General features: G+C 69.6%; 24 protein-coding genes and 1 pseudogene. 19 read left to right on the plus strand and 6 right to left on the minus strand.

Translation table 11 applies throughout. The features are described from left to right. Positions 1-21 precede the first annotated feature (21 nt). Positions 22-5,445, minus strand: coding sequence for a non-ribosomal peptide synthetase (locus NLX94_RS30430; RefSeq protein ID WP_254386326.1), 5,424 nt, complete (start codon positions 5,443-5,445; stop codon positions 22-24). Positions 5,446-5,787: 342 nt separating this feature from the next. Here NLX94_RS30430 and NLX94_RS30435 point away from each other — a divergent pair, with 342 nt between their 5' ends. Together NLX94_RS30435 and NLX94_RS30440 are read left to right on the plus strand one after the other, a co-directional pair. Next, entirely contained in the window at positions 5,788-7,125 is a 1,338-nt protein-coding gene (locus tag NLX94_RS30435; RefSeq protein WP_254386327.1) for a cytochrome P450, read from the plus strand. A 130-nt stretch (positions 7,126-7,255) separates the two neighbouring features. Next, the gene (locus tag NLX94_RS30440) at positions 7,256-8,785 is read left to right on the plus strand and encodes an FAD-binding oxidoreductase (RefSeq protein ID WP_254386328.1); all 1,530 of its coding nucleotides are present in this window, start codon (positions 7,256-7,258) and stop codon (positions 8,783-8,785) included. Positions 8,786-8,874: 89 nt separating this feature from the next. On the opposite strand, the gene NLX94_RS30445 is transcribed toward NLX94_RS30440, so the two are convergent. Together NLX94_RS30445 and NLX94_RS30450 are read right to left on the minus strand one after the other, a co-directional pair. Then, positions 8,875-9,108 (minus strand): ferredoxin, encoded by a 234-nt coding sequence (locus NLX94_RS30445; protein WP_254386329.1) that lies wholly within the window; start codon positions 9,106-9,108, stop codon positions 8,875-8,877. 4 nt (positions 9,109-9,112) lie between these two features. Continuing rightward, positions 9,113-10,195, minus strand: a complete 1,083-nt coding sequence (locus NLX94_RS30450; protein ID WP_254386397.1) for a cytochrome P450 — start codon at positions 10,193-10,195, stop codon at positions 9,113-9,115. A 231-nt stretch (positions 10,196-10,426) separates the two neighbouring features. Here NLX94_RS30450 and NLX94_RS30455 point away from each other — a divergent pair, with 231 nt between their 5' ends. The 3 genes from NLX94_RS30455 to NLX94_RS30465 all read left to right on the plus strand — a co-directional run bounded on the left by NLX94_RS30455 (position 10,427) and on the right by NLX94_RS30465 (position 12,311). Beyond that, entirely contained in the window at positions 10,427-11,221 is a 795-nt protein-coding gene (locus NLX94_RS30455) for a 4'-phosphopantetheinyl transferase superfamily protein (protein ID WP_254386330.1), read from the plus strand. A gap of 213 nt (positions 11,222-11,434) precedes the next feature. After that, complete coding sequence (locus tag NLX94_RS30460) at positions 11,435-11,629, plus strand: transposase (protein ID WP_254386331.1); 195 nt, start codon at positions 11,435-11,437, stop codon at positions 11,627-11,629. 109 nt (positions 11,630-11,738) lie between these two features. Continuing rightward, on the plus strand, positions 11,739-12,311 hold the full coding sequence (locus NLX94_RS30465) for an IS3 family transposase (protein ID WP_254386332.1): 573 nt from the start codon (positions 11,739-11,741) through the stop codon (positions 12,309-12,311). Positions 12,312-12,732: 421 nt separating this feature from the next. On the opposite strand, the gene NLX94_RS30470 is transcribed toward NLX94_RS30465, so the two are convergent. Then, complete coding sequence (locus NLX94_RS30470; RefSeq protein WP_308402581.1) at positions 12,733-13,416, minus strand: 4'-phosphopantetheinyl transferase superfamily protein; 684 nt, start codon at positions 13,414-13,416, stop codon at positions 12,733-12,735. Positions 13,417-14,523: 1,107 nt separating this feature from the next. Between NLX94_RS30470 and NLX94_RS30480 the strand changes: the two genes are divergently transcribed. The 4 genes and pseudogenes from NLX94_RS30480 (at position 14,524) to NLX94_RS39485 (ending at position 16,301) form a co-directional block, all read left to right on the plus strand. Then, the gene (locus NLX94_RS30480; protein ID WP_254386333.1) at positions 14,524-14,841 is read left to right on the plus strand and encodes an acyl carrier protein; all 318 of its coding nucleotides are present in this window, start codon (positions 14,524-14,526) and stop codon (positions 14,839-14,841) included. Beyond that, positions 14,838-15,098 (plus strand): hypothetical protein, encoded by a 261-nt coding sequence (locus tag NLX94_RS30485; RefSeq protein WP_254386334.1) that lies wholly within the window; start codon positions 14,838-14,840, stop codon positions 15,096-15,098. Before NLX94_RS30480 ends, NLX94_RS30485 begins: the two co-directional genes overlap by 4 nt. Beyond that, positions 15,095-15,580 (plus strand): annotated as a pseudogene (locus tag NLX94_RS39480) (beta-ketoacyl-[acyl-carrier-protein] synthase family protein); the annotation flags it as partial. The gene NLX94_RS30485 and the pseudogene NLX94_RS39480, both read left to right, overlap by 4 nt. 37 nt (positions 15,581-15,617) lie before the next feature. Then, positions 15,618-16,301, plus strand: a complete 684-nt coding sequence (locus NLX94_RS39485; RefSeq protein WP_308402582.1) for a beta-ketoacyl-[acyl-carrier-protein] synthase family protein — start codon at positions 15,618-15,620, stop codon at positions 16,299-16,301. Here the strand turns inward: NLX94_RS39485 and NLX94_RS39490 are convergent. Continuing rightward, positions 16,199-17,068 carry a hypothetical protein gene (locus tag NLX94_RS39490; RefSeq protein ID WP_308402583.1) on the minus strand — a complete coding sequence of 290 codons (870 nt, stop codon included), beginning with the start codon at positions 17,066-17,068 and terminating at the stop codon, positions 16,199-16,201. The genes NLX94_RS39485 and NLX94_RS39490 overlap by 103 nt on opposite strands. A 47-nt stretch (positions 17,069-17,115) precedes the next feature. Between NLX94_RS39490 and NLX94_RS30500 the strand changes: the two genes are divergently transcribed. The 10 genes from NLX94_RS30500 to NLX94_RS30545 all read left to right on the plus strand — a co-directional run bounded on the left by NLX94_RS30500 (position 17,116) and on the right by NLX94_RS30545 (position 26,100). Next, positions 17,116-18,663 carry an amino acid adenylation domain-containing protein gene (locus NLX94_RS30500; RefSeq protein WP_254386400.1) on the plus strand — a complete coding sequence of 516 codons (1,548 nt, stop codon included), beginning with the start codon at positions 17,116-17,118 and terminating at the stop codon, positions 18,661-18,663. Beyond that, positions 18,660-19,847, plus strand: coding sequence for an acyl-CoA dehydrogenase family protein (locus NLX94_RS30505; protein WP_254386336.1), 1,188 nt, complete (start codon positions 18,660-18,662; stop codon positions 19,845-19,847). The genes NLX94_RS30500 and NLX94_RS30505 overlap by 4 nt, the downstream gene beginning before the upstream one ends. A 22-nt stretch (positions 19,848-19,869) precedes the next feature. Next, on the plus strand, positions 19,870-20,298 hold the full coding sequence (locus tag NLX94_RS30510; RefSeq protein ID WP_254386337.1) for a thioesterase family protein: 429 nt from the start codon (positions 19,870-19,872) through the stop codon (positions 20,296-20,298). A gap of 87 nt (positions 20,299-20,385) precedes the next feature. After that, complete coding sequence (gene fabG, locus NLX94_RS30515) at positions 20,386-21,090, plus strand: 3-oxoacyl-ACP reductase FabG (protein WP_254386401.1); 705 nt, start codon at positions 20,386-20,388, stop codon at positions 21,088-21,090. A gap of 15 nt (positions 21,091-21,105) precedes the next feature. After that, positions 21,106-21,882 carry an enoyl-ACP reductase FabI gene (gene fabI, locus NLX94_RS30520; protein ID WP_254386338.1) on the plus strand — a complete coding sequence of 259 codons (777 nt, stop codon included), beginning with the start codon at positions 21,106-21,108 and terminating at the stop codon, positions 21,880-21,882. 47 nt (positions 21,883-21,929) lie between these two features. Continuing rightward, positions 21,930-22,172 carry an acyl carrier protein gene (locus NLX94_RS30525; protein ID WP_254386339.1) on the plus strand — a complete coding sequence of 81 codons (243 nt, stop codon included), beginning with the start codon at positions 21,930-21,932 and terminating at the stop codon, positions 22,170-22,172. After that, the gene (locus NLX94_RS30530) at positions 22,169-23,395 is read left to right on the plus strand and encodes a beta-ketoacyl synthase (protein WP_254386340.1); all 1,227 of its coding nucleotides are present in this window, start codon (positions 22,169-22,171) and stop codon (positions 23,393-23,395) included. The genes NLX94_RS30525 and NLX94_RS30530 overlap by 4 nt, the downstream gene beginning before the upstream one ends. After that, the gene (locus tag NLX94_RS30535; protein ID WP_254386341.1) at positions 23,392-24,372 is read left to right on the plus strand and encodes a beta-ketoacyl synthase N-terminal-like domain-containing protein; all 981 of its coding nucleotides are present in this window, start codon (positions 23,392-23,394) and stop codon (positions 24,370-24,372) included. The genes NLX94_RS30530 and NLX94_RS30535 overlap by 4 nt, the downstream gene beginning before the upstream one ends. Further along, positions 24,362-25,186, plus strand: a complete 825-nt coding sequence (locus NLX94_RS30540) for a thioesterase family protein (protein WP_254386342.1) — start codon at positions 24,362-24,364, stop codon at positions 25,184-25,186. Before NLX94_RS30535 ends, NLX94_RS30540 begins: the two co-directional genes overlap by 11 nt. After that, complete coding sequence (locus tag NLX94_RS30545; protein WP_254386343.1) at positions 25,183-26,100, plus strand: TIGR03854 family LLM class F420-dependent oxidoreductase; 918 nt, start codon at positions 25,183-25,185, stop codon at positions 26,098-26,100. The genes NLX94_RS30540 and NLX94_RS30545 overlap by 4 nt, the downstream gene beginning before the upstream one ends. A gap of 11 nt (positions 26,101-26,111) precedes the next feature. Here the strand turns inward: NLX94_RS30545 and NLX94_RS30550 are convergent, their stop codons facing one another. Next, a complete protein-coding gene (locus NLX94_RS30550) occupies positions 26,112-26,396 on the minus strand; it encodes a MerR family transcriptional regulator (protein WP_374684047.1) in 285 nt (94 codons plus the stop codon). Between the last annotated feature and the right edge of the window lie 59 nt (positions 26,397-26,455).

The raw sequence follows: 26,455 nt of genomic DNA on the forward strand, positions 1-26,455 counted from the left end.
CGCGGGCATCGCGGGCATCCATCAGGCGATGCCGCCGGTGGCGGTGTAGCGGCTGCGGTCCAGCCGGCGGACGGCCATGGGGCCGGTGCCGCGGCCCGAGGCCGTGGCGACCAGCTCCTCCACGAACCGGGCCTGGTCGGCGACGGTGGTGCGGGTGCGCAGGGCCGACAGGGGGACCTCCACGGAGAACTCACGGCCGATCAGGTGGGCGATCGCGGTGAGCATCAGCGAGTGGCCGCCGATCTCCAGGAATTCGTCCGTGACACCGAACGCGGGCACCGGCAGCACCTTCGCCCAGCAGTCCGCCACGCGCCGCTCGACGTCGCCCCGCGGTGCGATCCGGACGCCTCCGGCGAGCGGGATGGCAGCCACCGACGCCAGCAAACCGCGGTCGATCTTGCCGTGCTTGTTGCGCGGCAGCACGTCGAGCACGGCAAGCTCTCCGGGGACCATGTAGCCGGGCAGTTCCTGGCCAAGCCGGCGGCGCACTCCGCGCAGCCAGCCGGCCGGATCGCCGTCCGGCGGCTCCTTAGGGACGAGGTAGGCAGCGAGCCGTCGACTCTGACCCTCTCCGAGGGCCAGCACGGCGGCCTCCCTGACCTGGGCGACTGTGTGCAAGGCACGTTCCACATCGCCGAGTTCGATGCGGAACCCACGGACCTTGACCTGGTGGTCGGTGCGGCCCACATAATCCAGCTGCCCGTCGGAACGCCACCGGACGAGGTCTCCCGTCCGGTACAGCCTGCGGCCAGGGTGCTCCGGGTCGGGCAGGAACCGGGCTGCGGTCATCGCGGGCTGCCCTGCGTAGCCGAGGGCCACGCCCGCGCCGCCGATCAGGAGTTCCCCGGTGCCGCCCGGCGGGACCGGACGCAGTCCGGCATCGACGACGACTAGCGTCGTGCCGCCGACGGGGCGGCCGATCGGTACGGGGCCACCGGTGTCGGCGGGCAGATCGGCGTACGTGGAGTATGTGGTGGTCTCGCTGGGCCCGTACAGGTTGACGAGGCGGACGCCGGGGAGCTGCCGGTGGACGTCCCGAACGAGTTCGGCTGTGAAAGGTTCGCCCGCCACGTTCACGACCTTGAGCCCAGGGGGCAGCGCATCGCGTTCCAGGAGGGCTGCGACCGCCGAGGGCACGGTGTTCAGCAGGGTGGCGTCCGCGGCGTGCGCGGGACTCTCGGCGAGGTCCAGGACGCTGTCCAGGATCCGCACCTCGCCGCCGTGGGCGAGCGGGGTGAACAGCTCGAAGACCGATAGGTCGAAGGTCGTGGGGGTGACGGCGAGGGTCCGGGCGAGTGCCTCGGTGCCGAACTCCGCACCAGCCCAGCGGACCAGGTTCACCGCTCCCCGGTGGGGGATGACGACGCCCTTGGGGCGGCCGGTGGAGCCGGAGGTGAACAGCAGGTACGCCGGGTCATCGGGCCCGGTGTCGGGCTGCGGGGCGACCGGATCGGGGCGGGCGGCCGCGAGCACCACGTCCAGCTCGATGACGCGTACGGGGAAGAACTGCCCACGGTCTACCGGAATGTCGCCGACGATGACGTGGCGGCAGCCGGCATCGGCCACCACCGCGGCGAGGCGGCTGGCCGGGCTGCCTGCGTCCAGCGGCAGGTACGCGGCGCCTGAGCGGAGGACGCCGAGCAGGACGCCGGGCAGGTCCCGGCCACGGGGCATCAGGATGCCGACGCAGGAGCCTGGCCCGGCCCCGGCCGCGGCCAGCGCAGCCGCCACGGCGGCGGAGCGGCGGTCGAGTTCACCGTAGGTCAGTGCGCCGTCCCCGGCAACGACGGCAGTGCGCCCGGGGTGACGCCGCGCGGCCTCCAGGACCAGATCGTGCAGGCGGCCCGCGCTGTTCTCGGGCACGGCGGAGCGCGACCATCCCCCGACCTGGCGCAGCTGCTCCGGTCCGATGGCGCCGACCCCGTCCAGCGGCTGGTCCGGGCTGCCCTGGGCCAGGGCGTCGGCGACTGCGAGGAACGCGTCGGCGAACTGCCCGGGCAGTGATGCGGCGTGGCGTGCGGGGTCGGCCTCGATCCGTCCGGCGAGGGTGTCGCCGTCCTCTCCGAGCAGCGTGGTGAGGGCGAACGGGCCGACGCTGGGCGGGACCACTGCGACATCGAGCACGATGTCGCCGAGCCGTACTCCGCCGCCGAGCAGGCCGGCTCCCACACCGCGCGGTGCGCCCGGGGTGTCCTGTTGGAGCAGCAGGGCTGCCTGCGGGGCGGGGATGTCGGGGCCGCCACGGGCCGCGGAGAGCGCGACGAGTTCCGGGTAGCCGACAGTGCGGTGGGCCAGCGCGCCGCGCAGTGCGCCGGAGGCCCGGACGACAAGGTCGCGGACGGTTCCCGAGGCCGTGTCCAGTGGGATCGGGACGGTGGAGACGAGGTAATCGACCGCGCGGTGGGTGGTGGAGCCCCGGCCGTGCAGGGGGACGGCGACCGGTATCCGGTCGGCGCCGGTGAGCCGGGCGAGGGCGAGGGACTGGACGGCAAGGAGTACCGCGTAGAGGGTGGCGCCGCACTCCTTGGCGAGGTCCCTGAGCATGGCCGTCCGTTGGGCGTCGAGGGTGAGCGGCGCGTGGACGGCGGGCCGGGCCCGGCCGTCCGGCGACTTCTCGGCTGCTCCTTCGGCAGGCGGCAGCTGCAGAGGGTCGACGCCGTCGGCGAGCAGCTTCTGCCAGAACCGCCACGCCCGGTCGAGGCGGCGTTCGGTGCTGCCTGGGGCCGGGTGGGAGCTGCCGTCGGGGTCCACCGCGAGCGGCGTGACCGGCGGCAGGGCGGCGGCTGCCGCTGCCGGGTCACCCGCGGCGAGCAGCTGGGCAAGTTCGGCGGCGAGCACCCCGATGGACCACAGGTCAGCGACGGCGTGGTGCACCGTGACCACCAGGTGGACGGGGTGGCCGTCGGCGAGGACCAGGTCGGCGTGGAAGAGGGGGCCCACGGCCGGATCGGGTACCCGGCGGGCGCGTGCGGCGAGATCTTCGGCCAGTTCCGCGGCGCCGACGGGTCCGAGCCGGGTGAGGGAGCAATAGCGGTTCCAAGGCTCGGAGTCAGACTTCGCGGGGTCGACGGTCCGGGTCCAGTGCTCGCCGTCGCGGACGAGGCGCGTGCGCAGGGCGGGGTGGCGGGCGACGAGGGCGACGAGTCCCCGGGCGACGTCGCGGGGGGCGACGGCGGGGGGCAGGACGAAGCCGATGCCGAGGACGAGTCCGGGTGCGGCGGGGTCGAGCTCCTGGAGCAGGCACAGGGCTTCCTGGCGCGCGGTCGCCGGGTGCACCTCCGCAGCGCCGCCGCTCGGCGATCCGGCCTCGGTGCCGGCCTGGGCCGCGGACCGGATGAGGGCGGCGAGGGACTCGGCGTCGACCCCGGCCAGCACCTCCGCCATGGGCAGGGCCACGCGGAAGGCCTGGGAGGTCTCCACGGCGAGCCGTACGGCCGTGAGCGAGTCCAGGACACGGCTGGTCCCGTCCTCGCCTCCGAAGTGTGCGATAGCCGCCTCAGCGAGCCGGACCATCAGATCCCCGCCGCCACCCTGACCGCCCGCGTCCCTTCCGGGGGCGGCGACCCCCTCAGCAGGCACCACGCCAGCGGCGCCGGGTGCCTCCCCGACGACCGGGCCCTTCGCACCGACAGCGATTCCCTCGGCACGAACCACGGCGGCCTCGCCGGACAGCGTGTCACCGCCGGAGGCACACGGCGCTATGGCGCTATCGCAGACCACCGTGGCCAGCGAGTCCTCCAGGTGCGCCGCGCGGGCAGCGCCACGCTGGACCTTTCCGCTGGAAGTCTTGGGCAGGCTGGAGGGGCGGATCAGGTGGACGGCCCCCACCGGCGCCGAGTGCTGTCGGAGTACGGCGGCCCGGATCGCGCGGGCAATCCCGCCGGCCACATCGGCATCGGCGGCGGCCTCCGGCCGGAGCTCGGCCACCACAAGGATCTCCTCGCCGCCGTCCGGGCCCGGGACGCCCGCAGCCGCCACGCAGCCTTTACGGACGGCCAGATCTGCTTCCTGCACCGTGCGCTCCACGTCCTGCGGGTGGATGTTGCGGCCTCGGATGACGATGACGTCCTTGATCCGGGCCACAGGTACCAGTTCGCCGTCCTCCGTGAGGAAACCCAGGTCGCCCGTCCGCATCCAGGCCCGGGACGATCCGGGCAGGCGTACACCGAAGGTCCCTGCGGTCTCTTCCGGATCCTCGAAGTACCCATCGGCCACACTTGCGGAAGCGACGAGCACCTCGCCGACCTCGCCCGGCCCGGCCGGCTCCCCGGTGGCGGGGTCGGCGATCGCAATCTGCGCGCCGACTACCGCCGGCCCGCTGGAGACCAGTTCGGTGACGGGGGCGCCGACCCTCGGCGGTTCGGCCCGGCCGAGCGCCAGGGCGGCGGCGTCGACCCGCTGCGTTCGTATCCCCGCACCGGGCCGACCGCCGCTGACGATCAGCGTGGACTCGGCGAGGCCGTAACAGGGAAGGAAGACGTTCGGGTCCAGCCCGGCCGGTGCGAACCGTTCCGCGAAGGCGCGCAGTGTCGCTGCGTCGACGGGCTCGGCACCGGAGAAGGCGACCCGCAGGCCGCTCAGGTCGAGGGCTGCGACGTCCGCGTCCGCGGCCCGCCGAGTGGCCAGCGCGTACCCGAAGTTGGGCGCCCCGGTGTGGGTGGCGCCGGTCTCGGAGACGAGCCGGAGCCACGACAGCGGGTCGGCGAGGAAGGACAGCGGGGACATCAGATGGATGGGGAATCCGGTGACGAGCGGGGTGAGCACCCCGCCGACGAGTCCCATGTCGTGGTAGGGAGGCAGCCACAGCGCGCCGGTGCTGGACGTGTCGAGCTCGAAGCGCTCCGTGATGGCCGCCACGTTGTCCAGCAGGTTTCGGTGCGAGACCAGCACGCCGCGCGGGGAGCCGGTGGAGCCGGAGGTGAACTGGATGAACAGTGGTTCCTCAGGCTGGACCCGCGGGGCCCGCCAGCCGTCCTCGGCGCCCGCCTCGACGGTGGTGTCGACGAACTGCTCGGGGCGCACCTGCGGCAGTCGCTCGGCGAACAGCTCCCGCAGGGGCTCCAGCAGCCCCGGCTCGGTGAGCAATGTGGCGTTCGGGAGCTTGGCAAGTATGGCGCCCAGTCGCGCGAAGTCCCTTCGCACATCTGCCGGGTTGGGTGGGTAGACGGGTGCGGCGGGCAGTCCCGCGTAGGCGGTGGCCAGGAAGGCCTTGAGATAGTCCGGGCCCGGCTGCATGAGGAGCAGTACGGGGCCTCGGGCGACCTGGCGCAGTTTGACGGCGAGGGCCTTGGCCTCGCGGTCCAGTTCCGCGCGGGTGAAGCGGACCTCCTGCGCGAGTCCGATCGCAGGCTGGGCCGGGAACTCGGCTGCGGTCGCCTCGGGGTCCGCCTCACAGACAGCCCGCATGGCATCGAGCACGGTCTTCCGACCCGTCGTCGCCTGCATTTCCGTTCCCACCCTTCCCTGCAAAACACACCGTTCGGCGCCTGAATACCGGGGAGGATTTCGCCCCGGAGTCCGTCGGATGTGAATCTAGGACAGGATTTCCGGGGCGGGTCTATTTCTTTCCGAACCATGATGGATTTCGGTAAGGATCCAGCAAGAAACTTCTGGCTGACTTCTGTCCGGACGGACCATCGGCAGGAGGGATCGCGGTAGCAAGGGGTCCTCTTGCCGCTTTTCCGTGAGGAGAGATTCACCGTGCCCCGAAGTTCTGTTGCGCCGGCTCCGTCAGACCGGCTCGCCGGGCCGGCCGACCCTCTCGGCCTGCGGCGCCTGTCAGCGGGGTTGAGCCTGCTGCGCCGGCCGCTGCCGTTCCTGCGGGAGCTGGAGGAGGCCTGGGGGCCGGTGTGTGCCATGCCTGGGCGCCGCCCCCGCACCGTGTTCGCGTTCGGACCGGAAGAGGCTCGCCAGGTGCTGACCGGCCGGGCCTTCGTGTCCGACTCGTTCCGGCATCTGCGGCTGCCGCCGGGCTCGCCGATGATGCTGCTGACGAGTGGGCTGCTGCGGCTGAACGGCACGCTGCACCGAAAGCACCGGCAGGCGATGCAGCACGCCTTCTCGCCGCGCCACGTGACGGTCTACACGGACACCATCGTGCGCTTCGCCGACGAGATGCTCGACGGGTGGAAGCCGGGTGCCACGGTCGACCTGCACGAGGAGCTCGCCCGGCTCGTGACCCGTATCTCGCTGGCCACAATGGCGGGCTTGGAGAACCCGGAGTCCGCCCGTCGGCTCAACGACAAGATGGTGGAGTTGGCGGCGGCGGCCGGCAATCCGCTGACCGCGGTGCTTCAGCTGCCGCTGCCCGGCACGCCGTTCCGGCGGATGACCCGCATCGCGGCCGAGATCGAGGCCATCCTGCGGGAGCTGATCGCCGCCCGGCGCTCCGGGACGGCCGGTCCCGACCTGCTGAGCCGGATGACCGTGCTGGAGGACGGGGAGACCGAGCGGCTCGATGACGAGGAGTTGGTGGGCGAGGCGTACACCGCGCTGTGCCACGACAGCGTGGCCGCGTCTCTGTTCTGGACGCTCACGCTGCTCGACCAGCACCGCGAGTGGTGGGAAAAGCTGCGCGCCGAGGTGGCGGAGGTGGTCGGGGACGCGGAGCCCGGGCCGGAGGCCCTGATCCGGATGCCGGTGCTGGACCAGGTGGTCAAGGAGAGCGTGCGGCTCATGCCGCCGGCCGGCTTCGGAGTCCGCTACGCGGACACGGGCGCCGAGATCAACGGGCGGCCCGTTCCGAAGGGGGCGATGGCGATCGTCAGCTCCTTCGTGACGCACCGCGACGCCGCGGTCTTCCCCGAGCCCCTGCGGTTCCGGCCGGAGCGCTGGGAGACCGCGCAGCCTGCGCAGCACGAGTACTTCCCGTTCGGGCTGGGGCAGCACAACTGTATCGGGCGCAATCTGGCGCTGTTGGAGAGCAAACTCGTCCTGACCCGCATCATGCAGCGCGCCCCGGTCGTGCTGCCCGCGGGGACAGTGGTCAACCCCGTGGTACGGATCTCCACCGTGCCCGACGGGTGCGTCCGAGCGGTCGTCACAGCACCGGGCGGCGAGGCCCCGAAGGCCTCCCGTGTCGCCGGCACGATCAACGACATCATCACGCTCCCCGACCTGCCCTGACGGCGGCTCCCCTGCGGCGGCGGGGACTTCGGCGGGCCTAAACCTTTCGGAACACTTACAGCTGTGCTGTGGGCACGGCGGGGCGGCACCACTCTGAGCGGGCGCGATTCAGCCAACCATCCGCCACAGCATGGAGATCCGAATGAAACGCCGCACATTCCTCGGCACAGGAGCAGTCACGGCGGCAGGGCTCCTCCTGCCTCCTGCAGTCTCACAAGCGGCCTCGGAAGCCACACCGTGGGCCGCCCTTCAGCGCAGCATCGACGGGGCAGTGGTCCTGCCGGACGATCCCCGGTACGACACGGTCCGTGCCCTGGCGCTGCGGCAGTTCGACGCGATACGGCCGCAGGCGGTGGTGCGTTGCGAGTCGGCCGGCGACGTGGCGGAAGCCGTGCGGTTCGCCGTGCGGCATCGGATTCCGACCGTGGCGCGCAGCGGTGGCCACTCGTTCGCCGGGTACTCGACCACCACCGGCATGGTGATCGACGTGTCACCGATGGACCATCTGCGGATGGCCGGCGAGGTCGCCCGGATGGGGCCTGGCTGCCAGCTCATCGACGTGGAGGAGGGGCTGGCCCCGCGCGGGGTGGCGGTGCCGACGGGCTGGTGCCCGACAGTGGCCATCGGGGGCCTCGCGCTCGGTGGGGGCCTGGGCTTCCTCACCCGGATGCACGGGGTGGCCAGCGACCGGATGCTACGGGCGCAGGTGGTGCTGGCCGACGGGCGGGTGGTGGAGAGCGACGAGCGGCGCCACCCGGACCTGTTCTGGGCACTGAGAGGCGGCGGGGGTGGCAACTTCGGCATCGTCACCGAATACGACTTCGCTCCGGTACCGGCCCCCGACATGACCAGTTTCACGCTCACCTGGCCCTGGAGTGCCGCGCGCGCGGTGATCGGTGCCTGGCAGCAGTGGACCGCGTCGACCCCCGACGCGCTCACTCCTCTGCTGAACCTGTCGACGTACGGCGACGACCCGGCGGTGGAGCCGGGCGTGACCGTCTCGGGGGTGTGGCTGAGCTCGCCGGACGGGCTGGTCCCTCTGCTGGCACGGCTGACCGCAATGGCAGGCACCTCGCCGACGACGTCGCAGCAGCGCACGGACTCCTACGGGATGGGCATGCGCCACTGGTTTGGCTGCGACGACCTGGATCCGGCGGGGTGCCACCGCATCGGACACAACCCCCAGGCAAAGCTGGCTCGTTACGGATTCGCGCTGGCGCGCGGCAACTTCTACGACGCCCCGCTCGACGAGGCCGGAATCGACGCCGCACTGGCGGCCTTTGCGGACGCCCGGAAGGCGGGCGAGTACCGCAGCCTCGACCTTCAGGGGCTGGGCGGCGCCCATAACCGGGTCTCAGCTACGGCAACGGCGTACGTGCACCGCAGCGCGCTGTTCTACGGAGGGTGGTCGGTGGGGATTGACGTGCCGGAGGGCGAGGTGCTGGAGTCGGCGCGGCGCCGCGCCTGCCAGGAGTGGGTCGACCGCGCCTACGGGCGGGTGCACCCGTGGTCCTCGGGCCAGTCGTACCAGAACTACATCGACCCGGACCTGGCGGACTGGCGCCAGGCCTACTACGGGGTCAACTACCGTCGACTGGTGGCCGTGAAGGAGGCCTACGACCCCCGAGGCTTCTTCCGTTTCGCACAGTCGATCGGCTGAGCCGTCCAGCTCTGCGGGCACGCCGGAGGGCGGCGGTCGGAATCCGTCCACCGCCCTGCGGCATTTCTGTCGCGCACCCTGGGCCGACGTCAGCCGATGCCCAAGACCGGCTCGCCGCCGGGCAGTCGGTGGATGCCGATGGCCTCGGCCGGGCAGAACTCCGCGGCCTCCAGTAGCCGGTCGTCGGGCGCGCTGCGGTCGGTCAGCGCCACCGAGCGGTAGTCGCGAACCGCGAAGACGTCCGGGGCCAGCGACATGCACAGGCCCGACATCAGACAGGCCTCGCTATCGACCCGTACGGTCCACTCCTCCTGGTCAGCCACGGGTCTACCACTCCACCGGCAGGGCCTCGACGCCGCGCAGGACCACGCCGGCCTTCCAACGCAGCTCCTCGTCCGGGACAGCCTGCCGCAGTCCGGGGAAGCGGGCCACCAGGGAGCGCAGCGCCGCCTGCATTTCGAGGCGGGCCAGCTGGGCGCCCACGCAGTGGTGTGCGCCGTGGCTGAAGGCCAGGTGCGGGTTGTGCTCCCGCGTGATGTCGATGCTCTGGGGGTTGGCAAACACCTCGGGGTCGCGGTTCGCGGCGTTCATCGACGGTACGACCGTCTCGCCGGCGCGGATCAGGACGCCGCCGATCGTCAGGTCCTCGCGCGCGACGGCCGGCTGGTCCACCGCGAGCAGGGGGACGAAGCGCAGCAGCTCCTCGATCGCGTTCGGGACCAGCTCCGGCTTGGCCCTCAGGAGTTCCAGCTGGTCCGGGTTTCGGAACAGAAGGTAGAGGAAGTTCACGAGTTGGGAGGCCGTGGTCTCCATGCCGGCGACCAGCAGCCCGAAGCTCATCTCGATGAGCTCCTTCTCGGAAAGCCGGTCGCCCTCGTCGCTCGCCCGGATCAGGGCCGTGAACAGGTCGTCCCTCGGGTCGGCGCGGCGCTTCTCGATGAGTTCGGTGAAGTAGGCGTGGAGGTCCATGACAGCCTGGCGAATCTCGTCAGGGGTCTTGGCCGTGGTGGAGACCACTGAGTCGAAGAAGGGGACGAAGCGGTCTCGGTCCTCGTAAGGGATGCCCATGAACTCGCAGATCGAGATGCCTGGCAGCGGCCAGGAGAACTCGGCGTAGAGGTCGACGGGGCCGCCCTTGGCCTCGATCGCATCGAGCAGTTCGTCGACGATCACCTGGATCCGCGGCTCGAACTCCTGGACGCGACGGGCGGTGAAGGCCTTGGCTACCAGTCGGCGCAGTCGGGTCTGCTCGGGCGGGTCCATGATGCCGATTCCCTCGACGATCGGCTCCGGGAAGAATCGCGGCCGGTCGGGGGCAGCCTGCAGGACTCGGCTCAGCCGCGGGTCGGCGAGGGCCTCCCTCACATCGGCCATCCGGGTCACCAGCCAGGCCTCGCCGCCGTACGGCATGGCCACCCGACAGACGGGCTCCTCGCGGCGGACCCTGGTAAACTCCTCAGCTTCCTCCAGGCCTGCGGCGGGAAATGGATAGTTTGGAGCAGTCGTCGATGTCATACCCCCCTATCTAGCACCGCCACCGGACGCTGACGGAGTCCCTTTCCAATCTCTTTCAATGCCCCTCAATCAACCAAAGCAGTGCCCTATGTTCACTGGTACCAGTGGCACCAATTTGGATGAGCCATGAAAACGACGACGCCCATTACGCGCCTGCCTTTCGGTGTCCCGCCGGTGAGCCAGCGGGCCACCGAGAGGCAGGAATTCACCGTGTCCCGCGACCGGGTCGACCTGTGGCTGGTACTTCTGCCCGCCGGGTCTGACACCGCGGCGCCAGATCTCAAGGAGCTCGACCCGGCCGAACGCCTGCGGGTCACTACCTTCACTCACCCGGCCGACGCCCTGCTGTACGTAACCGCCCACGTGGCACTGCGTCGGCTGCTCGGCCGCTATACGGCCACACCTCCGGAGGAATTGCGGTTCCGGCGCGAGCCCTGTCCAAGATGCGGCGCCGCGCACGGCCGACCGGCCCTTGCCCAGCGGCCCGCGCCGCTGCACTTCTCCCTCTCCCACAGCGGCGAGGTCGCCCTGGTGGGCGTGGGCGCAGTACCGCTGGGCGTCGATGTCGAACTGCTCGCCGGGGAGGAGACCGTGGCGGCCTGTTCGCAAACCCTGCACCGGCGGGAGCGGTCCGAGCTGGTCGAGGCTGAGGGGGAAGAGGCACGACGCCGGCTCTTCGGCCGGATCTGGACGCGCAAGGAAGCGTTCCTGAAGGGCCTGGGGACGGGGCTGAGTCGCTCCCCCGCCCTGGACTACCTCGGCGCCGACGCAAGCCGCCATCCGGACGGCTGGACGATACTCGACATCCCCGTCGGCCCCACCCACACCGCCGCCGTCGCGGTGCGTGGCCCGGCCCCCTCAACGGTCGAGCTCCACCAGTTTCCCGCCTCGTGGCTCGCGGGCTCGGACTGCGCCGCGTAGCACCCTGCCGCTCTGCTCGGGGGCGCCCCTATGGGTTTGGCCAAGCTGCGTGCGCTCGTACCTCCCGCGAGATCGCTTGCCTCGGCCAGGCAGCTCCGACCTCAGATGATCACGACGACCAGGTCTAAGAGAAGCCTCATCGCGCTCCGTTGGGCTTGATCCGCTTTGACGGACATTCGAGATCAGGGGTTCGTCCCCGGGAGGATGTCCGTCATGGAGAGCATGGGGAAGAAGAAGCCTCGCCCTCGCCGCTCGTTCACGTCGGAGTTCAAGGCCGAGATCGTCGAGCTGTGCCGGCGCGGTGACCGCTCGGTCGGCCAGATAGCCAAGGACTTCGACCTGACCGAGACCGCGGTCCGCGACTGGGTCAAGCAGGCCGAGGTCGAAAGGGCGAACGAGACGGGCTGACCAGCAGCGAACGCGAGAAGCTGGCCGCACTGCGGCGGGAGAACCGCCGCCTGCGGGAGGACGTCGACATTCTCAAGCGTGCGACCGCCTTCTTCGCGAAGGAAACCCGGTGACGGTGCACCCGTTCATCGAGGCGGAGAAGCATGCAGGTCACAACGCCAAACGGGCGTGTGAACTGCTCAAGGTCTCCCGCACCGCTTTCTACACCCGCCGCACCAGCGCTCCGGGCACCCGCGCGGCCCCTGACGCCGAGCTGACCGAGCAGACCACGGCCGTCCACGAACGGTCACGCGGTGCCTACGGCGCCCCGCGCGTCCATGCCGTGCTCAAGCGGGAAGGCGCTGAATGCGGCCGCCGCAGGCTCGCCCGGCTGATGAGGGCAGCCGGGCTGCAGGGCCGGCACCGCCGACGGCGCCACCTGACCACATTCCCCGATCCACGAGCTGCCACCCGGCCCTACCTGGTCGTCCGCGACTTCCAGCCCGACGCCGGGGCTCTCGATACGCGCTGGTGCGGAGACAGCTACATCCCGACCGAGGAAAGCTGGCTCTACCTGGCCACCGTCATCGATATCGCCTCCCGCCGCGTGGTCGGCTGGGCCACCGCCGCCCACCTCCGGACCGAAAGGTCTCCGACGCACTCAAGGCCGCCTGCCACCAGCGGCGCCCCACCGGTCCAGTGATCTTCACCTCGGATCGCGGCTGCAGGAATCTGACGCCCGTGCTCACAACAACACTCCACGGTTCCCATGGAAGGCCCCCAGCACCATGCTGACCTACGAGCTGCACAGCCTCACAGAGGAACAGTTTCGACCGGAACGACCACACCATAATCGCCAACCGTCGCAGGCCACCGACAGGGCTCACAGAAGCACCCCCAGCGCGCACCCGCGATTTACCACGCCCCCGGCGCGCACCGCCGAGTTACTGACCTGCGGTTTCTCTCTCGACTGCGCAATCGACCGGATACTTCGTCCCGCATCTTCACTCATCTGCCCCAATCCCCCGGCATCCTCGATCACCCGTGTTCCCGCGGGACGAGCACGGGCCGCGCGCGGGAGGGTGGGCGGGGCAGCACACCGCGACACACGGCGGCTGGTGTGGTCAAGCCGCGGCGGCTGCCGCGGCGGCTGCCGCGTCGACCACCACGCAAGTGGCGATCAGGTCGTTCTCGACTATCCACCGCCCGCTCAGCGCGGTCAGGGACCGTCCCGCGAGGCGCAGACCGTTGTCGTGCAGGGACACGTCGAACGCCTGCCGGTCGGGGTGGATGGTCAGGCTCGCGTCATGGAAGCCGAGCCAGCGACGGGCGAGCGGGAACCAGGCCTTGTAGACCGACTCCTTGGCGCTGAACGTCAGCCGGTCCCAGTGCACTCCAGGGCGGCGGGCGTACAGCCGGGCGAGCCGGGCGATCTCCTCCGGCCGGGCAACCGTCGGCAACATGCCGTCGGGCAGTGCCACGTGCGGCTCGGCGTCGATACCCAGGGAGGCGACGTCGCCGGCGCGGGCCACCGCGGCGGCCCGGTAGCCCGCGCAGTGCGTCATGCTGCCGACGATGCCTTCCGGCCACCGCGGTTCCCAGCGCGGCCCAGGCAGGATGGGGGCGGGAGGCAGACCCAGCTCGCCAAGGGCCGTGCGGGCACAGTGGCGGACAGTCCGGAACTCGGCGCGCCGCGACTTCGGTGCACCTCGGATCGCGGCCTCCTCACTGGGAAGGAGGACCGCGTGCGGCAGGTCGCGGAACGCCTCCGCGGAGGCCACCGGGGCTGGCAGGATCCCCCTGATCACGGCGCACCCCGTCGGGTGTCGGCCGGGGAGAGGGCTGGTCGGGCGGATGTGTTCACGACTGCTCCGTGCGTGGTATCAGCATGTGTTGTTGCGGCCGGTGCCGGTCCAGTGTCGGCGCCGGAGACCGGTCCGTGCCCGGCCGCCGGTGGTGTGCCACCGACCAGTGCGCCGTCGGCCTGATGTGCCAGGCCAGCTGCGGCAATATCGCCGCCACGGTCGATCACTTCCGGCCATGCCTCGGCTTCACCATCTCACTCCTCAAAATCACTTCTTTATTAACACAAGGTCCGCTTCTCAAAACGGCCGATGACAGATCCCCGAAAGGTCACCGCAATTTCGTTGGCAGCGTCTCGGCACCCAGAGTTGCACAGTGATCCAGGTCACAACATGCAGGACTTGCCCGGAAAGACGGGCCTGTGATCGACTTCTCGAACGCGAGGACGATTCCAGGTGAACCCAGCGACCCTCCAGATACACCGAAACGCGCCACACTTAAGGGATCCACAGGAAATGATCTTCAACCTATCTGGTGCCGTAACCTTGGCGGGAAACTTACCCCCCGCCGAATTTGCCTGTCTCAAGACGAAGGTTGTTCATCTACGGGGCGCCAAGAAATGGACGAAGTCCTCATGCCTGCCACACATCGGTGACGGCATCGAGAATATCCCGTTCGGCGACACGGAGAGGCGCGCAGAACTCCACCCGCGCCGACCGCGGACATATCGCGCAAGCAGTGCGTCTGCTCGGCCCTGAGCCGCACATCCCGCCCTTGGGACGGTGCTTCCGACCGAGCGCGACGGCCCTCCTTGAAGGAGCGGCGACCGAGGTCGACGGGACCAGGCAACGGCGCAACGGCACGCATCGCGCTGACGCCTCGACACGCGCATCCGCCCAGACTGTGGTCTTGGCCGCGGTTCCGCCGCGACCCTGCGGGACGCGGTTCTCTCGACCACGCCGCTGAACCCGGCGCCCGTCCGCCCATCTCAGCCGCCCCGGGAGATCAGCCCACTTCACTGCAGGGAACGATCGAGCGCATTCCCGTCGCGTTGCTGACCGAACTGCCGAAAAAAACCCGCCAGACCCATCGAACCAAGAGGAGAGGCAGCCATGCCCGCAGAAAGCCAGGAAGCGGCAAGGCAAGAAATTCTCACCCTAATGACGCGCGTCATGGAAGAAACCTTAGCCATCGAACTGGGCGACGACGTTGACCTGAACACCTCGATCGGGCCGGAGGGGATCGGGATCGAGTCGATCGGCATCTTGGAGGTGACGGTCCACCTCGAGCGGGAGTACGACATCGAATTCTCCGACGAAACGCTGGAAGCTCTGCTCCGCGGAACGCTCGGGGAATTCATCGACGAGGTCGTCAAGGAACGCACGGCAGTGGCCGCCGGTGCGAGCACGGAGAACAGTGGTTCTCGGTGATCACGGCGAACGACATCAGAAAGGTCCTCGTCGAAGGCAGGACGCTTGCCGGCGTGGAACACGTCGAGGACGACGCGGAAATCCTGGTCGACTCCTTCTCGCTTGCCTGGCTGGACCACAGTCTGAGAACCGACTTCGGTGTCGAACTCGATCTTCGGGACGTCCGGATCGAGAATTTTTCGACCATCAACCGGATCGCGGACTACGTCAACGCGCTGGCCACCGGGAGCGCCGCGAAGCCGGGAGAAGGCGGATGACCGGATCCCACCGCGTCGTCGTCACGGGCTTCGGAGTCTTCACCGCTTTCGGCTTCGGCGAGAAGGCGCTGCTCGACGGAGCGTTCTCGGGCCGTCCGGCCTTCCGTGGGGTCGAACGGTTCGACACCTCGGCGTTCCGGTGCTCATCGGCGGCGGTCTACAACGGCGACGGTCCGGAGATCCCCGGCGTGGGCTTCTCGGGGGACGCGCCACCGCGTCAGCATGACGTCCTGCTGGCCTGCTCGCGCGCCGCGATCGACATGGCGGGCATCGCTCCGTCGGACATCGCCGGCGCGCTCGTCGGCAGCCAAGGGGACTACACGCCGATCACCCGCTATTGGGGCTCGGTGGCCGGCGGAGCGGACACGCCTGACACGACGTTCCTGAAGGACAGCGTGCCCGGCCAACTCGCCCACGGTCTGGGGGACGCTCTCGGGCTGGGGCCGCTGCGCCTGACCTTCCTCAACGCGTGCGTGGCCTCCGCCGACAGCATCATTCAGGCCAGTCGCCTCATCAGCCGTGGACGCGCCGACGCGCTGCTGTGTGGGGGGGGCGTACCTGGTCGAAAGAGAGCTGTTCGCCAAGTTCGACTCGGCACGCGCATTCGCCAAGGACGGCTTCGTCCGTCCGTTCTCCAAGGACCGGACCGGCCTGCTGCTCGGCGACGGAGTGGCGTGTCTGGTGCTGGAGTCCGAGGAGAGCGCAGCCGCGCGGGGCGCGAACGTGCTCGCCCGTGTCGCCGGCTGGGGCATTTCCTCCGACGCCTACCACGCCAGCCGGCCCCATCCCGAAGGCCGCGGAACCGCGCAGGCGATGGAGTCCGCTCTCCAGGTCGCGGGGCTCGGCCCGGACGCGGTGGACTACGTCAACGTCCACGGCACGGGCACCGCCTCCAACGACACCTCCGAGACCGGCGCTCTGCGTCGGGTGTTCGGGGACCGGGCCGCGCACCTTCCCGTCAGTTCGACCAAGAGCACGACGGGACACACCCTCGAAGGCGCCGGGGCCGTGGAGGCCGTGATCACTCTGCTGGCCCTCAACCATGGACTGATCCCGCCGACGGCCAACTTCACCACGCCCGATCCCGAGTGCGACCTGGACTACGTGACAGAGGGGGCCCGCCCCGCGAGCCTGCGACGTGCGATGACGACCAACTCCGCCTTCGGCGGGGTCAACACGGCGCTGCTGTTGGAGCGAGCATGACCGATACACGGAGCGAACGGCTCCTGGTCTCCGAGGCTCTCGTCGTGCCGTCCGGTGTCACGGTCGGCGCAACCACGGTCGAACCCGTCGAGGCACGCCGAGTGCCCGGCTTCGTGGAGTCGGCCTTCAGCCCTCTGGTCAAAGCCGTCATCGACCGCTGCCTGGCCGATGTCACGGGAGGCGCGGCCTTCGGCGAAGACGGCGCGCGAACGGGTCTCGTGCTGGCGACCCTCCTGGGCGACTCGGCCACCGCCGATCTCGGGAGCAGGCTGCTGGCGTCCGGGCAGGTGGCCAACCCCTTGCTGTTCTTCCAGTCGGTACCGACGACGATCCTCGGCGTGGTCGCCCGCGACTACGGCATCACCGGACCGACGACCTGCGTGGCCCTCCGTGGCGACCTGCGCGGCGAAGCCCTCGACCTCGTGGACACGATCCTTGACGACGGCATGGACCAAGTGCTGCTCGTCGGCATCGACCTGGCGGTCGACGGCAGGTCGCTCAGCGCCCACGCGCAACTGACGGATGAGCGGCACGTCGGCGCGGCGCAGGTCGATACCGCCGTCGCGTTCCTCATACGCCGTGCCGACTCCCGGCCCCGGTCCGCGGAGGTCTCCGTGGCCCCGGTCACCGACGAGCACCTGTCGGCCTTCGGGAACCTGGCCGGTCTCGTCCAGCTCTACCTCACGGTCCGCGCGGAGCGCGAGGTGCCGGCCCCGGGCACGGTCACCGTCGACATGGGCTCCGCACTCGGCGAGCGTCGCCTGCACCTGCTTTTGGAAGTGTCCTGATGAACGGACCAGGTGAACCAGTGACGATGAACGCAGAGGAGCGGCTGGACGGGCTGCTCACCCGCGCGGTCCGGACGTACCCGGACCGGCCCGCTCTCGAAGACGGCGACCGTACCTGGACGTACGCGGAACTCGACGAGGAGGTCACCCGCCTGGCCGCAAGGCTCGTCGAGCAGGGAGTGAAGCCCGGCGATCGGGTGGGGGTCTTCATCCCCAAGTCGGCCGAAGCCGTCATCGCGATCCATGCGGGGCTGCGGGCCGGCGCGGTCGTGGCGCCGCTCGACATCCGGAATCCAGCCGTCCGCACCCGGCGCATGCTGCGTCAGGGTGGCCTGACCCTGTTGCTCACCGTCGCCTCGTCCGAGCACATCGCCCGGGAGGCAGCCGAGGGCGACGAGGTTCCCGAGATCCATGCCCTCGACGGCGCCATCAGTCTCTTGCGCACGCAGGAGCGGATGTCCCCGGAGCCGCTTCCCGAGGCTGCGGGTGAAGGCGGCTACGTGCTGTTCACCTCGGGCAGCACGGGTGTGCCGAAGGGCGTGCTGCTGTCGCACTCCAACGTCGCGCACTTCGCGGTATGGGCCGCCGCGGAAACGGGACTGCGTCCTGCTGACCGCATCGGGTCGCAGGCCGCTCTGACCTTCGACCTGAGCACCTTCGACCTGTTCGCCGCCTGTGCCGGCGGCGCGTGCACGGTACTGATGCCGGAACGGCTGAAGGCGTTCCCCGCCGACCTCGTCGACTGGCTCACCACACAGAGGATCAGCGTCCTGTACGCGGTGCCGTCCCTGTACGTCAACATGATGGAGCGGGGCGGCATCGGCGACGCGTTCCCGGCGGACTTGCGGATGCTCCTGTATGCGGGAGAACCCTTCCCGCCGCGTGCGCTGGAGACGTGTCTGCGGCTCGCCGCCGGCCGGTCGGTCTACAACTTCTACGGACCGACGGAGACGAACGTCTGTACGTTCCTGCGCCTCCCGGCAACGCCGGCGGCCGCACGGGAGCCCACGATCGGTTCGGCCGTTCCCGGCGATGTCGTGGACGTCTTCGACGAGACCGGGGAACCCACGTCCGAGAGGGGCGAGATCCACGTCGCGGGCGCGACGGTCTTCCTGGGCTACCTGGTGGACGGCACACTCCAGGATCCGACCCGGCAGGTCAGATTCCGCGACGGGACCGTCCGCCGCGCCTATCCGACCGGAGACCTCGGCAGGCGCACGAGCAGCGGCGAGATCGTGTTGTTCGGCCGGAAGGATTCCCAGATCAAGCGGCACGGCTACCGCATCGACATCGGAGAGATCGAGAGCGTGCTGCTCGACTCGCCCGGGATTCGGGCGGCCGTCGTCGTCGCCAAGACCACCGAGCACGAAGGCGAGCTCTGGGCGTACGCGCAGGGCACGGTGTCCGAGCGGGAGATCCTCGCGCTGCTGCGGACGCAGCTCCCGCTGTACATGGTCCCCGACCGGGCGGTCGTGGTCTCCGACTTCCCCCTCAACGCCCGCGGAAAGGTCGACCGCCTGACTCTCGCGGCCGAGGCGACCACCGAGTCCTCGCCGCTGAAGGAGAAGAGATGACGCTCCCCGACGACTTCGACAAGATCCTCGAGGCCGCTCACGAGGCCGGACAGCAACTGGCGGCGCTGGCAGCCGGCGTGGACGCCAGGACCGGCGACCTCCAGGAGCCCTACCGCATCCTCGCCGAGGCCGGCTTCCTGTCGCTGCTGGTACCGCGCCGGGCGGGCGGCGCCGGACTCGGCTTCGCCGACTACTGGCGGGTGCTGTCCGCCGTCGGGTTCCACAACGGTGCGGCAGCACTCGGGTTGAACATGCACAACGCCGTCATCGGACCCTTGTGCGAATCGGCGGACACGCCCTTGCCGCCGATGGCCGAGGAGTTCCGTATGTGGCTCTTCGACGAGGTCGTCAACGGCCGCAAGATGCTGGCGTCCGCGGCGTCCGAACCCGTCGGCGGAGCGAAGCTGCGCGGACTGCGGACCCGCTACCGCAGGACCGAGGACGGCGAAGGGTTCGTGATCACCGGCGAGAAGTCGTTCGTCTCGCTGGCCGGCATCGCGGACTACTACGCCGTCCCTGCCCGGCCAGAGGACTCCGATGATCCGGGACGGATCTCGCACTTCCTGGTGAGCAAGGACGACCCGGGGGTCACCTTCGGGGAGATCCACAATCTGACGGCGATGTACGGCACCAGCACCACCAACATGATCATGGATTCCGTCACCGTGCCCCGGTTCCGCCTGTTCCTCGGCATCGAAGGCCTGTCACTGCCGAAGGTGATCCGCGAACCGCACTGGATGGTCGCTGGTTACACCGGCGCGTACCTGGGAATCGCCGAAGCCGTGCAGCAGGCCGTCGTGGACCACCTGGCGGCCGCGCCCCAGCGGGCGCAATCGCCCGTCGTCCAGCGCAACGTCGGACTGCTCGCCGCCCGCCTGCACGCGGCCCGCGCACTGGTCGAACGCGCGGGTGAGGTCGTCGATCTCGAACGGGGCGGCGTCAGGGCCAACACCCTGGTCCACGCCGCCAAGTACGCCGTGGGCGACCTCGGCGCGGAACTCACCCGCATCGCCCTCTCGCTGTGCGGTGCGGCGGCCGTCAGTCGCGCCAAGCCGATCGAGCGGCTGCTGCGCGAGCTCCAGTACGGGGCGGTGATGCCCGCCAAGCCGGAGGAGTGTCTGGAATACCTGGGCAAAGCCGCCCTGGGTGTTGATCTCCTCGACGGAAAATCGTTCTCGTGGTGAAACCAACGAACGGAGAGACCTCATGACACAAGACGACGCGGTGTTCGCGCACCCCATCGTGCCTCGCTTCTACGAGATCGACCGCCAGGGCGTCATGTTCAACATGTGGTACCTGGCGCACGTCGACGAGGCGGTGGACGGCTTCTTCCTCGCGCGTGACCTGCCGTACGCCACCTGGTCCGAACTGGGCGTCGACGTGCACGTCGCCCACGTCGAAATCGACTGGAAGGCGGCCATCGGGCACACCGATCGACCGGAGGTGCTGGTCAGCACCGCACGGATCGGGAAGAAGAGCTTCACGCTGGACTTCGCCTTCCGCCGCGCGGACGAGACCACCGCGACCGGCTGCATCGTCTATGTCGCGGTGGCTGTCGATGGATCGGGCAGCACTCTCCTGCCACCTCGTCTGATCGAGGCCCTCGGCGAGGTCGCGCTCCTGCGGACCCCGTAGTTAGGCCCGGTGCCGGTCCGAGGAAGCTCCGGACTTTGCGACAGCGCAGCTGTCGGAGGGAAGTAAACAGCAAATTCAGGGGGAATGATGACGAGATCGGTATTGGTGACCGGGGGAAACCGGGGGATCGGCCTGGCCATCGCCCGGGAACTGGCCGCCGCCGGCGACGCCGTGGCAGTGACCTACCGGTCGGGCGAGGCACCGGACGGACTGTTCGGCGTGAAGTGCGATGTGACGCGGACCGAGGACGTGGACAACGCCTTCACCAAGGTCGAAGCCGAGCAGGGACCCGTCGAAGTACTGGTTTCCAACGCCGGGATCACACGGGACAAGCTCTTTGCGATGATGCGTGAAGAGGACTTCGACGCGGTCCTCGACACCAATCTGACGGGCGCGTACCGCGTCGCGAAGCGCGCGACGAGGAACATGATCCGCGCACGCGCCGGGAGGCTCATCTTCGTCTCCTCGGTCGTCGCGTTCTCCGGGCAGACCGGTCAGGCGAATTACGCCGCGTCGAAGTCGGGACTGGTCGGACTGGCCCGATCGCTCGCCCGTGAACTCGGCCCGCGGAACATCACCGCCAACGTGGTCGCGCCCGGGTTCGTCGACACGGACATGACCGCGGGACTCAGTGATCAGATCAAGGCGGCCGCAAGGGAGCGCATACCGCTCGGCCGCACCGCCTCCCCCGAGGAAGTCGCCAAGGTCGTGCGCTTCCTGGCCGGCGCGGACTCCGGTTACGTCACCGGAGCCATCATCCCGGTCGACGGCGGTCTGGCCATGGGACTCTGAGAGAGGAAACCGTTCATGGGAATCCTTGAGGGGAAGCGCATTCTGGTCACCGGAGTGCTCACCCAGGATTCAATCGCGTTCCACGTCGCGAAAATCGCGCAGGAGGAGGGGGCACAGGTCCTCCTCACCGCCTATCCCCGCCGCTCGCTGACCGAGCGCATCGCCAAGCGTCTTCCCTCCGGCCCGGACGCCAAGTTGCCCGTCATCGAACTGGACGTGACGAACGCGGCGCAGCTGGAGGAGCTGCCGGACCGGATACGTGAGCACGTGACCGGACTGGACGGAGTCGTGCACGCGATCGGAGCCGCTCCGCAGACGGCACTCGGCGGCAATTTCCTCAACACCCCCTGGGAGGACGTGGGAGCGGCGATACACGCCTCGACGTACTCCCTGAAATCCCTGGCCGTGGCCTGCCTCCCCCTGATGGAGGAGGGCGGCTCGATCGTGGGCCTGGATTTCGACGCGTCCCAGGCATGGCCGCTCTACGACTGGATGGGCGTCGCCAAGGCGGGACTCGAGTCGTGCGCGCGCTACCTGGCGAGGTACGTCGGACCTCAGGGTGTTCGCGTCAACCTGGTGGCGACAGGGCCACTGGACACTCCGGCTGCCCAGGGAATCCCCGGGTTCAACGACATGGCCGGCGTCTGGGCCGCACGCGCCCCGCTGGGCTGGAACACCTCCAACCACGTCCCGGCGGCCAAGGCATGTGTGGCGCTCCTGTCGGACTGGTTCCCCGCGACCACCGGGGAGATCGTTCACGTCGACGGCGGGGTCAACATCATCGGTGCCTGATCGCTCGTCACACAATGTCGTCACGCTGTACGGACAAGGAGATCGACATGGCAGAGATAACCGGCGACGTCCGGGAAATCGTGAAGAAGATCGTCTGTGACATTCTGGAGGTCGAGGACGGAGAGCTGACGGAAACGACCGTCTTCTCCGAGGACTTCGGCGTCGACTCGCTGGCGATCATCGAGATCATGACGGCCATCGAGGATAGTCTCGACATCACCGTCGACCAGGGCGAGGCCAAGCGGATGGTGAGCCTGGCGGCCATCTACGAAGTCCTGGCCGAGGCATGACCGGTAGGTCGGAGCGGGTCGTCGTCACGGGCCGCGGCCTGGTGTCGAGCATCGGCATCGGCGTGGCAGAGTTCACCGCGGGGCTGCGGGCCGGTCGCAACGAGGTCGCGCCCCTCACCGCGTTCGACACCACCGGTTTCGCCTACGCGAACGGATCCGAAGTCATGGGGTTCGATCCCGCCGACTGGATCACCAGGACCCCGGTGGAGACGCTCGGCCGGGCGAGTGCCTTCGCCGTGGCCGCCGCCGGCATGGCCCTGGCCGAAGCCGGACTGGCCGGCGAGGACCTGCGGGACCGTCCGGGCTACATCGCCGTCGGTACCGCCGACGGCGAATCGCGGGACATCGACGCGCTGGCCGCCGAGACGGTGGCGCACGGAGTGGACGCGGTGGACCCGGAGCTCGTCGAGCGCGCAGGCACCCATCGGCTATCCGCCTCCATCGCATGGGAGTTCGAACTCGAGGACGCGGCCCCGATGACGTTCGCCACCGCCTGCTCGGCGGGCAACTACGCGATCGGGGACGGGTTCGACGCCATCCGGCTCGGTGACGCCGACTACGCCCTGGTCGGCGGCGCCGACGCCATCTGCCGCCGGTCGTTCGCCTCGTTCTACCGGCTGGGCATCATGTCCCCCGACCGGTGCCGCCCGTTCGACGCCGACCGCCGGGGCATCCTCAGCGGCGAAGGAGCGGGAATCCTGCTCCTGGAGAGCCTGAGCGCGGCACGGGCGCGGGGAGCGCACATCTACGCGGAGGTGCTCGGCTACGGGTTGAACTGCGACGCCCACCACGCGTTCGCACCCGAGGAGAAGAGCATCCAGGCGTGCATGGAGATGGCACTGCGCGACGCCGGTGTGCGGCCCGGCGATGTGGACCTGATCTCGGCGCACGGGACCGGCACCAAATCCAACGACGTGACGGAAGTGCGCGCGATCAAGTCCGTCTACGGTGACCGGCCACCGCCTGTCGTCTCCCTGAAGTCGATGCTCGGACACACCATGGGCGCGTCCAGCGCGCTCGGCGCGATCGCCTCGTCGATCGCGATCACCGAGGGCTTCGTGCCACCTACGGTCAACCACAGGACGCCGGACCCGGAATGCGACATCGACTGCGTTCCGAACCGGTCGGTTCCCGCTGACCTGAGCATCGTGCAGAACAACGGCTTCGCCTTCGGCGGCAACAACGCCATCGTCCTGCTGGGCCGCTACGAGGAACCTCGATGATCATTACTGCTTGGTCCGCCATGTCTCCGTACGGAACGAACGACCGCGACTTCGCGCAGAACATCGTGTCGGGCCCTCCGCTTCCCGACGGCCCCCGGCCGGTGCCGGACTTCGAACCGCGGGAGTTCCTCGGGCGTGAGGGCACCCGGACCATGAGCCGCGCCACGGCGCTCGCCGTGGCGACCGCCGCCCGTCTGCTCGCCGAGGACGACGATCGCGCGCGGACGGGGATGGTGCTGGGCACGACGAACGGCAGCGCGCAGAGCATCCTGGAGGTCAACCGGGCCTCGCTGCTCCGAGGGAAGCCGTACCACATCCAGCCGTCGGCCATCCAGAACGCGGCCATGAACAGCGTAGCCGGGCAAATCGCCATCCGGCACGGTCTCAAGGGACCGAACGCCACACTCGCCGGCGGCAGGACAACCGGGTTGCTGGCCCTCGGGTACTGCAGACGGCTGCTGCTGACGGGCCGTGCGGACACCATTCTCACCGGCGCCGTCGAGGAGCTCACCGAAGCGCGTTCCTGGGTTCGTGACGACACGGCCCCGCTGGCGGAAGGCTGCGCCATGCTCCGCTTGGAGCCGAGTGCGCCCCACGGCTTGGCCGAAGTGCTTGCCGTCACGTCAGTGGTGGCAACGGACGGCGACATCGGTTCCGCGGTGGTCAAAGCGGCGAACAGGGTTCTGACCCGCACGTCACCCGACCGCGTCTGGGCCGCTGTCGGCTCGGGAACGACGGATGACGCGGAGTCCAAGGCCCTGGTCACGGTGTGTCCGGAGGCGACGTTGCTTCCGCCACTGACGGAGACTCTGGGGCAGGTCCATTCCGCATCGGGTGCCTTCCAGTTGGCGGCCGTCCTGAGCCACGCCGCCGCCGCGGGTGCCGCTGAACGATTCGCCTTGCTCACCTCGGCCGAACCCCAGGGCATCGCGGTCGCCGCTGTCCTGCGGATCAAGGGAGATCCCATTGTCATTTGAGACCGCGTTCGCCGTCACGCCTTCGAGTTCGGGCTTCCTCGGAACGGTCGGCGAGGAATGGATGTTTGCGGGGCGCGTCTTCGGCGGCTGCGTAGCGGCGTTCGCCAGCGAGGTGGCCAGGGCCACCTCTCCGCATCTCGTGCTGGGCAGCATCCAGGGCTCCTATCCGCGAGCGGCATCGCCCGGCCCCATCGAAGGCCGCGTCGAAGTCATCAGGAAGGGCAGGAGCACCGAGTTGCTCCGCATCGAGTTGCTCCAAGGGGACGAACTGGTCTTCACCGCTGACGCCTGGATGGTCGATACCCGGCTGGTACCGGCCGACCAGACCGTCGCCGGCGCGGAACCTCCGGCATCAGCGCCCCTGGTGACGTGGCTGGAGGACGAGGTCGCCTTCTTCAAGAATCTCGAGGTCCGGGCGATCGACTACCCGCTCACCCCGGCCGGGCTGGGTGACGGTGTCCCCCGGTGCGAGGTCTGGGTGAGGGGCCGCCCGGACCTGATCGGTGAGGCGACCCACGGGGCGGCTGTCGACTTGCTGCTCTTCGATGCCTTCTTGCTGGAGTGCGTGTTCCGCAGTGAAGGAGTCGGCACCGTCCAGCCGATCACCCTGGATCTCGGAGTCCGCTGGACCCGGCACCTCCCGATCCACGCGTGGCGTCGCCTCACCACGGAAGCGACCCTCACCGAGGGGATCGCGCTGGCCGGGGGGACCACCCGGACCGCCGACGACACCCTCCTGTCGAGGGCCACCACTCTGGGGAGGCTGCTCCGGCGCGCCGACACCGAGGTGGAAGGAGGTCCGAGGCCGGTATGAAGATCCGCATCGGTATGGGGAACGTGCCCGTTCGCGGGGCGCCGGGCGGCGATCCCGATCCGGCCTGTCTGGTGACGGAGCTGGAGACACATGGGGTCGACTCCGTGTGGTTCTCGGACCTGGTCTCGGCGCCCGGCGTGGTCGATCCGCTGATCGGTGTCGCGTACGCGGCGGGTCTCACCGAGCGGCTGAAGCTGGGCATGAGCGTGATCGTCCTGCCCGGGCGCAACCCGGCGGTGGTCGCGGCGCAGCTCGCGAGCCTGGCAGCGCTCGCCCCGGGCCGCGTCCTGCCGGTCTTCGGCGTCCGCCCCGCCCGGCACGCCGACCGGACGGTGTTCCCCGTGCCGAACGAGCACCGCGCCGAGGTGTTCGAGGAGGCCCTGCGCGTGGTGCGGGCACTGCTGACCATGCCGGTCGTCACCCACCACGGCCGGTTCTTCCATCTCAGCGAGGCCTCGGTCGCCCCGCTGCCCGCCAAGCCCGTGGACCTGTGGCTGAGCGGCCGGGTGCCTGCCGCCCTGGACCGGATCGGACGGCTCGGTGACGGCTGGCTCGGCGGCAACATCACCCCGGCCGAGGCGGAAGTCTGCCGCACCTCGATCGTCCGCGCCGCCGACCGCGCGGACCGGACGATCGAGGAGGACCACTACGGCACCTACGTGACGATCGTCCAGGACGACGCCGAGGAGCACACCGTGGACGCCCTGCTGGCACGTCTGCGCCAGGACCGTCCCGACGTGGACGACCCACGCACCCTGCTCTGCTGGGGCTGGGACGACGCCCGGGAACACCTGCGCCAGTTCACCGACATCGGCCTGTCGAAGTTCGTGGTGCGCCCGGCCGGCACGGTGACGTCCCGCCGCGCCTTCCTCGAAGCGTTCACGACCGAACTGATGCCACTCGAGAACCGGTGACATCGCTGGTACTACAGCCGGAGATCTTGTGACCGTGCCCTGTCAGCGTTGACCGGGCACGATTTACCACGGCACCCTCGGCGGCCAAGCAGTCCCGCTTCTCGCAGACTGCGCAGGACAGCGGTAGGGGCCTCCTGAGCAGGGCTGTAGAAGCGGTATCCGGTCGTCCCGTCAACCCACGCCGGCCGCAGAACGCGGCAGTCGTCGTAGAAACGCAGGGCACTCGGAGCGAGACCGACTCGCCGCACGAAGGCGCTGATGCTCAGTAGTTCCGTGGTGCCGTCTATGGACCCGATTGTTGACCTTCATCCAACTTGAAGGTCAACTCACCCTTCGGCCGGGTTCCACGCCACCA

The sequence above is a fragment of the Streptomyces sp. TBY4 genome (assembly GCF_024213195.1).
Classification (GTDB): domain Bacteria; phylum Actinomycetota; class Actinomycetes; order Streptomycetales; family Streptomycetaceae; genus Streptomyces.